General features: G+C 51.9%; 12 protein-coding genes and 1 tRNA gene. 10 read left to right on the top strand and 3 right to left on the bottom strand.

The genetic code is table 11. The features are described 5' to 3' along the window. Window position 1 precedes the first annotated feature (1 nt). A complete protein-coding gene (gene hemE / locus EL628_RS10140) occupies window positions 2–1,066 on the bottom strand; it encodes a uroporphyrinogen decarboxylase (RefSeq protein ID WP_126579831.1) in 1,065 nt (354 codons plus the stop codon). Window positions 1,067–1,382: 316 nt separating this feature from the next. After that, a tRNA-His gene (locus EL628_RS10135) sits at window positions 1,383–1,455 on the bottom strand. Window positions 1,456–1,781: 326 nt separating this feature from the next. On the opposite strand from EL628_RS10135, the gene epsC reads away from it, so the two are divergent. Further along, the gene (gene epsC, locus EL628_RS10130) at window positions 1,782–2,537 is read left to right on the top strand and encodes a serine O-acetyltransferase EpsC (protein ID WP_126581920.1); all 756 of its coding nucleotides are present in this window, start codon (window positions 1,782–1,784) and stop codon (window positions 2,535–2,537) included. Window positions 2,538–2,585: 48 nt separating this feature from the next. Here epsC and EL628_RS10125 read toward each other — a convergent pair whose 3' ends face one another. Continuing rightward, window positions 2,586–3,518: a nucleoside hydrolase gene (locus EL628_RS10125; protein WP_126579830.1), complete on the bottom strand. Its 933-nt coding sequence runs from the start codon at window positions 3,516–3,518 to the stop codon at window positions 2,586–2,588. Between the two features lie 255 nt (window positions 3,519–3,773). On the opposite strand from EL628_RS10125, the gene EL628_RS10120 reads away from it, so the two are divergent. The 9 genes from EL628_RS10120 (at window position 3,774) to EL628_RS10080 (ending at window position 14,241) form a co-directional block, all read left to right on the top strand. Next, window positions 3,774–4,979, top strand: coding sequence for a diphosphate--fructose-6-phosphate 1-phosphotransferase (locus EL628_RS10120; protein ID WP_126579829.1), 1,206 nt, complete (start codon window positions 3,774–3,776; stop codon window positions 4,977–4,979). Continuing rightward, window positions 4,979–6,160 carry a phosphopentomutase gene (locus tag EL628_RS10115; protein ID WP_126579828.1) on the top strand — a complete coding sequence of 394 codons (1,182 nt, stop codon included), beginning with the start codon at window positions 4,979–4,981 and terminating at the stop codon, window positions 6,158–6,160. The genes EL628_RS10120 and EL628_RS10115 overlap by 1 nt, the downstream gene beginning before the upstream one ends. Continuing rightward, window positions 6,157–6,729 (top strand): GNAT family N-acetyltransferase, encoded by a 573-nt coding sequence (locus EL628_RS10110; RefSeq protein WP_126579827.1) that lies wholly within the window; start codon window positions 6,157–6,159, stop codon window positions 6,727–6,729. Before EL628_RS10115 ends, EL628_RS10110 begins: the two co-directional genes overlap by 4 nt. A gap of 135 nt (window positions 6,730–6,864) precedes the next feature. Further along, on the top strand, window positions 6,865–8,229 hold the full coding sequence (locus EL628_RS10105; protein WP_245994051.1) for a phosphohexomutase domain-containing protein: 1,365 nt from the start codon (window positions 6,865–6,867) through the stop codon (window positions 8,227–8,229). A 321-nt stretch (window positions 8,230–8,550) separates the two neighbouring features. Then, the gene (locus EL628_RS10100) at window positions 8,551–10,200 is read left to right on the top strand and encodes a hypothetical protein (protein ID WP_126579826.1); all 1,650 of its coding nucleotides are present in this window, start codon (window positions 8,551–8,553) and stop codon (window positions 10,198–10,200) included. A gap of 555 nt (window positions 10,201–10,755) precedes the next feature. Continuing rightward, entirely contained in the window at window positions 10,756–11,115 is a 360-nt protein-coding gene (locus EL628_RS10095; protein WP_126579825.1) for a YciI family protein, read from the top strand. Window positions 11,116–11,121: 6 nt separating this feature from the next. After that, window positions 11,122–12,372 carry an RNA polymerase sigma factor gene (locus tag EL628_RS10090; RefSeq protein WP_126579824.1) on the top strand — a complete coding sequence of 417 codons (1,251 nt, stop codon included), beginning with the start codon at window positions 11,122–11,124 and terminating at the stop codon, window positions 12,370–12,372. A 91-nt stretch (window positions 12,373–12,463) separates the two neighbouring features. Then, on the top strand, window positions 12,464–13,291 hold the full coding sequence (locus EL628_RS10085; protein WP_126579823.1) for an alpha/beta fold hydrolase: 828 nt from the start codon (window positions 12,464–12,466) through the stop codon (window positions 13,289–13,291). Window positions 13,292–13,569: 278 nt separating this feature from the next. Beyond that, a complete protein-coding gene (locus EL628_RS10080) occupies window positions 13,570–14,241 on the top strand; it encodes a pentapeptide repeat-containing protein (RefSeq protein ID WP_126579822.1) in 672 nt (223 codons plus the stop codon). The last annotated feature ends 182 nt before the right edge of the window (window positions 14,242–14,423 follow it).

Genomic DNA, 14,423 nt, shown 5'->3' with positions numbered 1-14,423 from the left:
CTTATTTTGAGCTATATTCATGAACGAAATCGACCAGACGACGAATCGTTTCAACTGGCGTTCCTGGCAGGATACCGTGGCCAAGATTGAAAATATGGCCTGGACGACCTGCTACCTGATCAAGCAATGCAGCGACACGCCTCTCTACCTCTGGCCAGGGTGCAAAAAGCACGACTGGATCAAGGTTTCCCTGAACCGCCACATTCGTTCCTAACAACTCCCAGGCACGTTTCAACTCAATGTGCCAATCAACCCCGATGACATCGCCACCAGCCTCTTGAATCAGATCCAACATACCACTGGTATTGGTTCCAAAGTGAATCAGAGGGACATTCCCCTGGCGTGCAATCTCAATGGCACGCTTGCTATAGGGCAGGACATATTCGCGATAATCCGCCGGACTGAGCGCTCCAACCCAGCTATCAAAAAGCTGAAGGGCCTGAGCACCTGCCTGCGCCTGTGCCAGGAGATACTGGCCAACGACTTCGCTGAGCTTCTCCATCAAACTATGCCAGACGGTGGGCTCAGAGAACATCATCCCTTTGGTATAAAGGTAATTCCGACTTCCCCCTCCCTCAATCGCATAGGAGGCCAGCGTAAAGGGAGCGCCACTAAATCCAATCAATGGCACCCCGCCTAAATCCTTGCGCACCAGCTTAATAGCCTCCAGAGTAAACCCCAGACTCTCCTGAGGTGCCCGCACCTGTAAGGCAGCAACATCAGCGGCAGTACGAAGAGGATTATGAATGATGGGCCCCTCACCTTTCCCAAAGGAGAGCTGGAGGCCCATTCCTTCTAAAGGAGGCAGGATATCAGCAAAAATAATAGCCGCATCCAGATCGAAGGCACGCATGGGCTGTAAAGTGACCTCAGCGGCCAGTTCCGGCGTCTTGATAATTTCGAGAATACCATACCGTTCGCGGAGAGCACGATATTCGCTCATATAGCGACCGGCCTGCCTCATTAACCAGACCGGCGTCGCATCCACAGCCTGACGCTTACAGGCCTGGAGAAACCGCGCTGCATCTGTTCTGGGGAGGACCGGTGACGAAATAGATTGGTGCATGTGCTTTTTTCCCTGTTCTTAAAAGTATTTCTATCGCAATTCTATGGAGATGACTCTCTCACCAATGAAAGTGGGTCATAATCAGGCCAGACAATGATCCTGGGCAAACAGAAACAAGCCCTGTCCTATCATAACGCGATACATTGCAGAGGGCAACAGGAAATCTATAGAAAATTCTAGAGGTTACGCTGTTTCTTGAGAAATTGGATATTTAGAAGCGACGAAAATGAGCACCTGGAGACTGAGAGAGAGGAGCATGCGTCTCAAAGCACAAAGAAAAACGGAACAGCTTGTTAGCCATTCCGCTTTTCAGAAGGGTGACCGATGGGGCTCGAACCCACAACCACCGGAGCCACAATCCGGAGCTCCGCCTATTGAGCTACGGTCACCATATGTTGTTTTGTGAGGTTGCCCTCAACACTTCGACAGTATAACGGAAGTGTTGCGGCTTGTCAATAGCTTTTTTACAAATTTTTTTGGGTATACCAAACTCTCAATCTGCTTGCTCAAGAACTCTCTAAGAGTCTGACTTCCGGCAGAAAGTGAAGAGCCAGAAAGGAACTCAAACTAGCCCTTGACAAGCAGAGACGCCTGTCCTACACTTCCAGAGTAGACGTTCATTGAAAGGGTTTCACCACCCTGTATGGAACCTTTATTTTCAGAAGAGGATACAAAAATTCTCAGGCCAGCCACAGAAAAGGATGCACAATCTGGAATGACACAGGGACCACAAGAAATCTCAAAAGAGACCATTCACAACGAAAATACAACGCAAACAAACGCATCTGATGTAGAGCTCGCAACGCTGCCAGAGCTTCCTCCGGGTGTTTTTATCGCTGCACCCAGTAGGGTTCCTCGTCGGCGCACCCATTGGCCCGACGACATTGATGTTATTTTTGAGAAGGACCCGGCCTGCAAAAATATCTTTGAGGCGCTTCTCTATCAGAGCCTCTGGGCCATTATCTATCATCGCATTGCTCATGCGCTCTATAATGCGCATGTTCCTTTCCTGCCTCGTCTGATCTCTCAATTTGCACGCTGGGTGACAGGAGGGATTGAGATTCATCCAGGGGCACAGATTGGCAAACGCTTCTTCATCGACCATGGCGCTGGCATCGTGATTGGAGAGACAGCCATTATTGGCAATAATGTGATGCTCTACCACCAGGTCACGCTGGGCGCAACTGGCTGGTGGCGACGACATCCTGGACGACTTCAGAAACGCCATCCCACTATTGAAGATAACGTCACCATTGGAGTGGGAGCAGCGATCTTAGGACCCATTACCGTAGGACAGGGAAGCACCATTGGAGCCATGACGCTCCTGCTCGAATCGGTCCCCCCCAATTCTGTCGTCGCTTCCAAACCGGCTGAACTGCTGGTTAAAGGAGGCAAGGCGCTGCAAGAACATCAAGAACTCTCACAAGGCTGGAATGGGACAGATGCCTGGGAGATGGATTATCAGATCTAGTCCCTTCCTTCAGCCCTGTGAGATCAAAAATATATGTATACGCCCATGTTAAGCATACGTGAGGATCGTGTCGATAAATAGATCCCAAAAACGATCAACCTTTAGCGTATGGCCCACATATGCATTCGCTGGCTGTTGAAGCTTTCCATAGACATCACAGACGGTTCGTCCACTACTCCATTCTCCACTGGTCTCAATACAGACAGACATCAGCTGTGTTGCAATCAACATGGGATCAATCACAGCAGCGACGGCACAAGGATCATGCACTGGTGGTGCTACAAAGCCAAATGCCGTTCGATACGATTCCGCAAAGAAGGTGAGAAGGTCGGCTGCAAAGGTTGCGACCATCCGCTGAGATGAGCGTAAACGCTCAAAAATAGCCTCGGTTGCAAGAGCCTGGTGGGTGACCTCTAATGGAACCATCGTAATGGGACGCCCACAACCAAAGACAATAGCGGCTGCCTCAGGATCAGCCCAGATATTAAACTCTGCGCTGGGCGTGACATTTCCCAGGCCAATGGCTCCCCCCATTAAAGAAACGCCCCGAATTTTGGGAAGAATCGCTGGCTCTCGGCGCATGGCGTAGGCAATATTTGTCAGTGGAGCTGTCGCCACCAGGATAATATCTCCATCTGATTGGAGGAGCAGCTCAATCATCAGATCCACTGCATGCTGAGAAGCCAGCGAGACGGTCGGCTCTGGGAGCACAGGGCCATCCAGGCCGCTCTCTCCATGAATATCTGGGGCAAAGCGCGCTGGCCGCAATAACGGTCGCTCCATCCCCATTGCAACAGGTACCGTCCGAATATTCGCTAGCGAGCAGACCTTAAGCGCATTCTGTGATGTCTTTAGCACAGATTGATTCCCGGCTACAGTGGTAATAGCCAGCAACTCAAGGGTAGGATGGTGGGCTGCCAGAAGGATCGCCAGTGCATCGTCATGCCCAGGATCACAATCGAGGATGATTTTCTGTTTCATATGACTTGTCCTCACATAACCCTCTTGCTTCCTCAGCAAAAAGGCCTTCCTTACTAACAATGAGACAAGCAGTGCTGTATTATAGTAGCATACAGCCAGGAACATTTCAAATACGCAGCCAACCGCCAATTCTCGTAAAACTCACTCATTCATTGATAGAGAAGTCCTCACCCCTCGACGCTTTGCATCTGCCTTGTTATAATGGCCCAGGGAAAGACAATGCTTTTGTCTATTACTATTTGGGAGTAAACTTCATTGCCACCATATCTATCTGGAAATCTGATTATTGGGCAGTCTGGTGGAGCCACTGCCGTTATTAATGCGAGCCTGGTTGGAGCTGTACAGGCAGCGTTAACGGATAAGCATATCACTGGGATCTATGGCATGCGCCACGGCATCGAAGGTCTGCTTAAGGAAGATCTACTTGACTTACGTCAACAGCCCTCTTCGCTCTGGCCACAACTGCTCGAGACTCCTTCAGCGGCTTTAGGCTCCTGTCGCTACAAACTCAAAGATCACGACCTCGAACGGACGATTGATATATTGCGTCGCTATAATGTGCGCTTTATGCTCTACATTGGCGGCAACGATTCAGCCGATACTGCTCACCGTCTGGCACAGGCGGCTCAACAGCAGCACTACGAGCTCTCCATTCTCAGTGTCCCTAAAACCATTGATAATGATCTCCCGCTCACCGATCACTGTCCCGGTTATGGGAGTGCAGCCCGCTTCATTGCTCAAGCTACGATCGATTCAACTCTCAATACAACATCCATCCCCTGGCACTATCCTGTCAAGGTCATCGAAACGATGGGGCGCGACGCCGGTTGGTTAACTGCTGCGGCAGCGTTGGGGAAGCGGAGTGAGCTCGACCCCCCTCATCTCTTACTCCTCCCGGAGCAACCGTTCCAACAGGAGCGCTTTCTGACCGAGATTGAAGCTATCTATCGTCGTATTGGCTATGTTATTATTGTGGCGGCAGAGACGATCCGCGATGAAAAAGGGGTGGCCCTGGGCGCTGTGGGACAGACGGGAGTAGATGCCTTCCAACATCCGCTCTTAAGCGGTGCCGCACAATATCTGGTCGATCTGGTAAAGCGCGAACTGGGGCTGCGAGCTCGCTTTGATAAGCCTGGCGATCTTCAGCGCATGGCCTCCGCCAATATCTCTCTTACGGATCGCGACGAAGCTTACCGCGTTGGTTATAATGGAGTACAGGCTCTGCTCGAAGGAGCCAACGATAAGATGGTCACGTTACTACGCCAGCCTGACGACGTGTATCACTGCACCACAGGTCTGGCCGATCTCACTGCTGTGGCCAATGTGCAACGCTTGCTTCCAGATACGTATCTGAATGCAGAGAAGACAATGGTCACTCAGGCTTTCTATGACTATGCGCTGCCGCTGATTGGGTCTCCCCTACAGCAACCAGCACGCCTGGAGATGACAAGGATCCGATAATGACAAAGCTAACACGAGCAATTGTGGTCGTACTTGATGGTGTAGGGGCCGGCGAGAATCCTGATGCCGCACTCTATGGCGATGAGGGCGCAAGCTCTCTTGAACACTGTGCACAAGCAATTCATGGACTGGCGCTCCCCAATCTTGGCGCAATCGGTCTGGGCAATATCACCCCTATTTCTGGCACGCCCCCCCGCTCGGACGCGATTGGAGCATATGGTCGCATGGCCTCTGCCGCTGCCGGGAAAGATAGCACAACAGGACACTGGGAGATGAGCGGGGTCGTCCTTCAGCGAGCTCTTCCCACTTATCCTCATGGCTTTCCAGCAGAGGTAGTCTCAGCATTTGAACACGCCATCGGGCGGGGCACGATCGGAAATAAAGTTGCTTCAGGGACAGAGATTATTAAAGAGCTCGGCGAAGAGCATGTGCGCACAGGCAGGCCCATTCTCTATACCTCCGCCGATAGCGTCTTCCAGATCGCTGCCCATCAGGAGATCATTCCTCTCCCAGAGTTGTATCATATATGTGAGATCGCTCGTGGCATGCTTACAGGGGAACATGCTGTTGGCCGTGTGATTGCACGTCCCTTTATTGGTGAGCCAGGCAATTTCAAACGTACAGAACATCGACGCGACTTCTCGCTGGCTCCAACCGGAGTAACCCTGCTTGATCTTTTACAAAAGGCTGGCAAAGATGTCATTGCAATCGGGAAGATTGAGGATCTCTTTGCGGGCCGCAGCATTACCCAGCGCGATCATACCGAGACCAATCAAGATGGCATGGCTGCGACCCTCCGCTATCTGGAGCAAGACTTTCATGGACTGCTCTTCGTCAATCTCGTTGAATTTGATATGTTATGGGGACATCGACGCGATAGTGAAGGCTATGCTCAGGCGCTCCGCGACGTTGATGCCTGGTTACCACAGGTGCAACGACTTCTGAGACCTGGAGATGCGCTCTTCTTTACAGCGGATCATGGGGTAGACCCTACCTATCGTGGTACCGACCATACACGCGAAATGGTACCATTATTGGCATATGGACCTCAGGTGCAACCTGGTGTTGATCTCGGCATACGCTCAACCTTTGCTGATTTAGGTCAGACACTGGCCCAGGCATTCGATGTAGGCTCGCTTGCCGCTGGGCACAGTTTTGCGCAGGCAATAGGACTTTTATGACAGAATTACAGCGAAATGATAAGACTAATCAGGCACAAAATCCCCTTCTCCAGGGGCGACGTGTCACGTTGCGCCGCCCAACGTTCAATGATGCCTCACTGGTCTTTCATTGGGAACGTGATGATGAGGTGTGGCGTTATGATCCACACCGTCCCTACTCGCAGACTATGGTCGAATTTATGCCCACGTTTGAACGCAACTATGTCAATGGCAATGGGCGACAATTCTGGTTCATTATCGAGGATGAACAGCATACCCCTATCGGCACGATTACCTACTTCAATGTGGACCTCCGCCTTGGTCAGGTTGAGGTCGGCCTTGGACTAGGTGATAAGACCCGTTGGGGCCAGGGCTATGGTCCAGAAGCTATCGCGACCCTGGTGCACTATCTGTTTAGCTTCACCGAATTCAGCCGGGTCTATGCGGAGACGGCTCTGGCTAATCATCCTTCCCGACGAGCCTTCCATAAAGCTGGCTTTCAAGAAGTAGGACAGATCTATGATCCCCGCAGTTCCGGTGAGCCCTGGGTGCTCCTGGAGATATGGCGTGCCTCCTTGCGGCAGGGCTGATATTCGACGATCAGGATAGGTGCAAATCTTACACTTACTGCTCACAACATCGTTACTATGGTCAAATAAGAAAGGAGATGTGAGGCTTCTTCTCAGCTTGCTCATATGCAACTGACAGGAATACTCACACTATGGATGATGAATACATCACATGTGACCGTCAATCCCTCTATCTTCAGTGCCTATGATGTCCGTGGCGTCTATGGCGATACTCTCACTGAAGAGGTAGCTTATCGCATTGGTCGTGCAGCTGCTCAGTATTTACAGGTGTCTGAGATTGCTGTTGGCCGCGATATGCGCGTTTCTTCTCCCCAAATTTCCCAGGCTTTTATCGAGGGGATCACTGATCAAGGCGTGGATGTGGTCGATCTGGGCCTCACGACAACCGATGGCCTCTATTTTGCCGTTGGCAAGTTCCGCTATTCTGCCGGTACGATGATCACAGCCTCCCACAATCCTGGCAAATATAATGGGATCAAGTTCTGTCGCGCTGAGGCCTTCCCCATTAGCAAAGATACCGGTCTGGCCGATATCCGCGATCTGGCCGTCAGCGGCAATTTTGCAGAGCCCACAAAAAAAGGGACGGTGACGACGCGCGATATTACGGAAGACTATGTGAAACATGCACTCTCGTTTATCGATGTCACAAAACTTAAGCCCCTAAAAGTGGTGGTGGATGCAGGCAATGGGATGGCCGGAAAGGTGATGCCCGAGGTTTTCAAACATCTCCCCTGCGAGCTGGTTCCACTTTACTTTGAGCTCGATGGACGCTTCCCTAATCATCCAGCCAGCCCGATTGAGCCCGAGAATATGGTTGATGTCCAGAAGAAGGTTCGTGAGACCGGAGCCGATGTCGGGGCTGCCTTCGATGGCGATGCCGATCGTATGTTTCCTGTTGATGAGCATGGGGACCTGGTCGATGGCTCTCAAGTCACTGAGATGGTCGCCAATAGCCTGCTCCATAAACATCCTGGCTCTACTATTCTCTATAATCTGATCGTTTCAAAGAGTGTGCCTGCTCTCATTGAAGAGCTTGGTGGGACGGCAGTACGCACACGTGTCGGTCACTCGTTTATTAAGGCCGATATGCGCCGCGTCAATGGCATCTTTGGCGGTGAGCATTCCGGTCACTTCTACTATCGCGACAACTGGTTCGCCGACTCCGGCCTGATCTCTCTACTGATTATGCTGGAATTAATCTCGATCGAGGATAAGCCTCTCTCTGAGATCATTAAACCGTTGGATCGGGGCGTGCGCAGTGGCGAGATCAATAGCACTGTCAGCAATGCACAGAGCAAACTGAAGGAGTTGGAAGAGAAGTTTGGCCCAGCCGCTCAATCCGTCGATAAGCTGGACGGTCTGACGCTCGACTTCGGCAACTGGTGGTTCAATGTTCGTCCATCAAATACTGAGCCCCTCCTACGCCTGAACGTCGAGGCGAACGACAAAGCGACGATGGAAGCCAGACGCGATGAGGTCCTGGCCTTCATTCGCAGCTAGGTTACGTGCACAAATACTCATAAAAAAATCGCCTCTCCTCGTTTTAACAAACCTGGAGGGGCGATTCTCTGTTCTTACTATCTATCTCTCACTATGACATCCTTTGGGGATCAGAACAGGATTCTAATCTCATTTCTTCTCATTATTGCTGCTCTTAATGCTGTTCTCATCTTCGCTCGTGCAAAATCCTCTCTGATCTAGTCTAGTGATCTACAGGGTCCATCACATCTAATGAGAGAATAAACTTTTATGCGGCTCATTCCGTATAGAGAATAGATTCACATTCTAATGTCAGTATGTACGAAGAGAGAGAGTTTTTTTATGATTATACACAGCCAGAAGCTACGCTGGCTCTTCTGGTTGCGTTGGAAGATCTTTCAACGTAGTATTCAAGGAGCAGGGAATAAAGGCGGTAGAATTGCCCTGCTGATTATACAATTAATTATAACCCTTGTATTTAGTATTCTCATTGCAGTTGGTGTCTTTATTACCCTCCGTTTCGCCCCTCAACAATTAAGTATGGAGCTTCTCTCGCTTGGTTTTACAGGGGTAACAGTATCCTGGATCTTGTTTCCTCTGATTGGATTTCAAACAAATGAGGGTCTGAACCTCTCCAAGCTCAATCAATTTCCGCTGACACGGCTCGAGCTCATGGCTGGAATGGTCATCTCAACGTTTCTGGATTTTTCGACACTCTGGCTCTTCTTTGCTCTGGTTGCGGTTGTGGCCGGACTGACAACGTCGATTCCACTCTTCCTGCTGACGTTTGCGGTGGTTGTTATCTTCTATGCTCAGGTCATTGGCCTGAGCCAGTTGATCCTCTCGCTCTTGATGAGCCTCTTGCTGACCCGTCGCTTCCGTGATCTTGGGGTGATTCTGATCGCACTGCTCTCTATGTCTGGCTACCTCTGCCGCTTTGCCTTCACTGGGAGCGCTGGCATCAACTTTATTACGAAGATACAAAACAATTCATTCTCACCTTATCTTCAATGGTTTCCTCCCGGCATGGCTGCCAAAGCCCTCCAGCAGGCTGTCGCGGGCCAGTGGCTCTCTAGTATTGCCTGGCTCCTGGGACTGCTGGCAACGACGATTGGCATCTTCTCTCTCTGGATAATAGCCGTCGAACGTGCTCTCGCAACGCCTGAAAACAATGCCTCGACGAAAAATGTTGGACAATCTACCAGAGCCATGCCTCAAAACATCAAACAGACCAGGAGACGTTCCTTCCTGCCACCACAGACATTAGCCCTGGCCCTTAAGGATCTTAAATATTTCCGCCGAGATCCTCAGTTGACAACGATTGTCGTTCGAGTCTTCTTTTTTGTGATTGTTCTGATGAGCTACAGCATTTTTAATCAAGGGCTGGGTTACTGGCGAATGATCTATCTACTCTTAATCATCTTTTTCTCGCTTCTCTTCTTCTCGAATAATATTCTGGGGGTTGAACGCCAATCGCTGACGACCCTCTTGCTTTTTCCGATTAAACCGCGACAGCTCTTGTGGGCAAAGAATCTGGTCACTCTGGGTCTTGGGATCCTTGAAATGGCTATCTGCATCCCTGTTGTGGCCTGGCTTACAAACAACATGGATCTGATCTGGCCCATTGGTCTGGCAGGGCTGACAGGCTTGATCGTTCTGCTTGGCTGTGGCAATGTACTTTCCCTGCTCTTCCCCAGTCGCATGGCATTGGCACAAAAGGGCTACCGCAATACACCAGCAACTGGATCGCAGAGTGGCTGTGCAAAATCATTACGAGCGTTGGGAGCATTCGGCCTGGAGATACTGATCTTACTCCCTGTCCTGGCCGCCTTTCTTTTGCCTCTGCTCTTTCAGATGCGCTGGCTCTGGTTGTTCACTCTGCCCCTCGCTCTCCTCTATGCCCTGCTTATCTATCTGGCCGGAACCTCCTGGGCAAGCACATTACTGGTGAACAGAATACCAGAGCTACTGGAGATTATTAGCAAAGAATAACTTTTGAGATGAGATAGCTTGCACCTGCATGGGTAAACCAGGTACAGCCACATTATCTGGTGAATGAGCACGAAGAGGTTCTTCATTTTGTGCTCAAATGAAGATGTCTTTACCATTTAATCTGGTTGTACCGATAAACTACTCTCACTACATTTTTATCATTGAATCAAGGGAGGTATAGACCTCATCTATGCCTGCTGAACCTCATCACTCCCTCATACTAACCTCGCACGTTTCCTTACGCAAGCAAAAAAAATCAGGATCGTAAACGGATCCTGGTGAATAAGTTCCTCCAAACAAGTCAGGCGCGCTGAATCATATCGTCACAGCGACCATTTTCGAAAAAATAACAAGATGATCAGCCAGAAAAAACAATGGAACAACAGATTCTTTGGGTAGGCGAGAACAACATTCACCGGAATGTCCTTTTCGGGCCTTATCTATTCGTCGTATAGGAGAAAGAACACATAACAGAGTACTCTGTGCGGAGCTGTTCCGGGCAGGAGAGACCCTGTGGGAATAGCAATGCAGGAGAGAGATGAAAGGATCGATCATATGAAATATTTCTTGCTATTCTGCGCCCCTCCAGAGGAGTTGGCCGCCTGGCTGGCGATGTCGGAAGAGGAGCGCAACCAGGTACGAGCAAAGTCGGGACAGTGGATGGCCGAGCACCAGGCGTATCTGCGTCACGACAATGGACTCCATCCACCGCATACAGTTACCAGCGTGCACGCTGGCGCGGGCGGTCAGTTGCTGGTTACCGATGGCCCATTTCTCGAGGGAACTGAGGTAATTGGCGGTTATGCTGAAATTGAGGTAGCCGATCTGGATGAGGCGTTACAGCTGGCCAAAAAGTGGACCAGCAGCGTACCCATTTACCACGTGGTAGAGATCTGGCCGCTACTGGGAGCCTGAGCGCCGATGGTTGATACCCCACAAGATCCTCAGGCTCCCGAGCAGGAGATTCAGGCTGCGCTCGGCACAGTCTTTCGCGAAGAGGCCGGTATGCTGGTTGGAGCGCTGGTACGTTTACTTGGTAACTTCGAGGTTGCCGAAGAGATCGTCCAGGATGCCCTCCTGGTCGCACTTGAGCGCTGGCCAGTCGAAGGCATTCCTGCTCGTCCCGGTGCCTGGTTGCTAACGGTGGCGCGACGGCGCGCCATCGACCAGCTTCGTCGCGATGCACGTTATCGCAATCAGCTTGCGCTCCTAGAACGCCCGGTAATCTCCGAGCCAGACGATCGGATACGGCTAATGTTCACCTGTTGCCATCCGGCGCTGTCCCGCGAGACCCAGGTAATTCTGACTCTGCGGGCCGTCTGCGGCTTCACGACGGCCCAGATCGCTCATACCTTCCTGGCCTCGGAGTCGGCGGTGGCACGCCGACTGGTACGGGCGCGGCAGAAGATCGTGCAGGCAAGCATTCCCTATCGTGTGCCCCGCGAGGAGGAGCTCGACGAGCGCCTGGGCGAAGTCCTGACCGTCCTCTATCTGATGTTCAATGAGGGCTATCTTGCCAGCACCAGCGGCGTTTCTACGCAACGCGATGTGGCCGAGGACGCGGCCTGGCTGGCGGCCTTTGTCACGCGCCTCTATCCCAGAGAACCGGAGGCACTGGGCCTGCTAGCTCTGATGCGCCTCCATCTGGCCCGAGCAGACGCCCGCTTCGATTCCGGGGGGAATCTGATCCTGCTGGCCAACCAGGACCGGGCGCGCTGGAATCATCAGATGATTGGTGAGGCCGGGCGCCTGATCGAGCAGGCAGCAGCGCTTGGTCGTCCTGGCCCCTACCAGGTACAGGCCGCGCTGGCTGCCTGTCACGCAGAGGCGACATCGTGGCAGGAGACAGACTGGCAGCAGATCCTGGCCCTCTATGATCTCTTGCTCACTATGGCCCCCTCGCCGGTGGTGCGCCTGAACCGGGCGGTCGCCCTACGCTATGTCGCAGGGCCAGTGGCGGCGCTGAACGAGGTCGAGGCTCTGACCCGCGATCTTGAGGGATATCATCGCTTTCACGCCATTCGCGGCGCGTTTCTGCTGGAACTTGGTCGCAGTGAGCATGCCCGAGCAGCCGAACTGCGAGCCATCACTCTGACGAACAATCAGGCAGAGCAGATCCTCCTGCGCCAGCGCCTGGCCACCCACAACTCTTCTGAGGATCAATTGACCTGAGGTAAGCTCCCCGGCAGCGGGCATGAAACTCATATGTAGCAAAGAACATAGGTATTTTATGTATTTGATTATTTGATTAGAGGAACATAGTATGAAAACGCAGACCCTTAAAGTCCCTGGAGCAACCATTTACTATGAGACACGTGGTTCTGGCCCTGTTCTGCTCATGATCGCGGGCGGAGGCACCGATGCGGGCGTCTTCGAGGCCATTGCGCCGATCCTGGCCGAGGACTACACCGTCGTCACCTACGATCCACGTGGCAATTCGCGCAGTCCGCTCGACAATACACCAGAGGACCAGAGTATCGCTATTCATAGCGACGACGCAAGCCGACTCTTGGAGGCCGTTACTCCTGAGCCAGCCATCGTCTTTGGCACCAGTTCGGGCGCAATCGTCGGTCTCGACCTGATCGCCCGCCATCCCGAGCGGGTCGCAAAGCTGATCGCCCACGAACCGCCATTGCTGGAGATATTGCCTGACTCAGCCACCTGGCACGCAGTTAACGAGCACGTCTACGAGATCTACCAGCGCGAGGGAGCTGGCGCGGCGATGAACGCGTGGGCAGTGGGCGTTGGCCTCGAGGGCACCATGCAGCCGCCAGCGGTTCCACTCCCTCCGGAGGTTGCAGCTACCATGGCGCGTATGGCTGGAAATATGGACCTTTTCTTTGGCCACGAACTCCTGCCCTTCACCCATTACAGGCCCAACCTGACACTTCTCTCCGCACACAAAGAGCGGATCGTTCTGGCGGGCGGTCTGGAGACTCGCGATCATCTGGCCGGCAAGTTTGCCTATCGTCCCGCCGCTCTGCTGGCCGAACACCTGGATACACAGGTGGTGGAATTCCCAGGTGACCATGGCGGCTATGGAGCCCACGCCGTCACCTTCGCCGCGAAGCTCCACGAGATCCTGAAATAAGCCCAACGGTCGCATCCGTTCGCTAATGGATGCGACCGTCGTCTAAACACGCCCGTAGCTGTACTTCACTGGCTTCTCGAAAGGACAGATAAATTGTCTATAGTTTTGTAATTATGAATGAATGATTTTACATACAAAATAAGGCTGAATTTATGCGCCTTAATGGCACCTCATTCGTATTTCTTTTATCAGGATTTCTTAGGGCCTCTGCTAGTAGAGGAGAACCATCCTGCTCGTTTGTACAGTGATCATTAGCAAGAATGCGAAAGAGGAATATTATGGCCGATTCAACGCATCTCGACCTCCTCAAAACATGCTGCACTGAGGCAGCAGGCAAAGATCAGTGGAACACCTGGAGAGCACAACAACCTGATATCAATCCTGATCTGGTGCATGCCGATCTCCATGGCATGGATCTGAGTGGGCTTGATCTCCGCAGAGCCAATCTGTGCGAAGCCAATCTTCACTCAGCAGAGTTGCGTACGACACTCCTCTCTGACGCTATCTTTCAGGATGCCAATCTCAGTTATGCCAATCTCAGCCGCACTGATCTGAGTAAGATTGATCTTACCAGAGCTGATCTCACAGGGGCACTCCTGAGTGGAGCACGCCTCTACCGCACCAACCTGACGTATGCGCGGCTCATTCAGGCAGATCTCCGAGGCACAAATCTTAGTGGGGCCGATCTGCGCTATGCAAACCTCAGTCAAGCACAGTTACAACATGCTCGTCTCTATGGGGCTGATCTGAGCGGGGCCAATCTACGAGGGGCCAATCTGCAATTTGGACATCTCCATGGGGCTGATCTCAATGGCACCGATCTCACCGATGCGGATACTCTCCATGCCGATCTTACGCACATCCTTGAAAAATTTATCTCACCTAACGACTTCGCTATTTTATTAACACTCAACCAGTCCAACAATAATATCTCTACGTATTTATCGTAGTTTTTTCAGGTGGCCATGGTTCTGTACGTCGTACGCTCGCATCCTATATCTTCACCTGGCATCCAGACCGGGAACAGCTCGCTAACCCGGCAGAGGGAAGCTCCTTTGTAGACCTTGTTTTTGTGCAAGCTTTTTGACTGCTCAGTCTGTCTGGCACGCAAGGATATTGTCGTGTTTATAGA

Origin of the sequence: Tengunoibacter tsumagoiensis (assembly GCF_003967535.1) — a bacterium.
Lineage (GTDB): Bacteria > Chloroflexota > Ktedonobacteria > Ktedonobacterales > Ktedonobacteraceae > Tengunoibacter > Tengunoibacter tsumagoiensis.
This window is presented reverse-complemented; position numbering and strand designations above follow the sequence as displayed.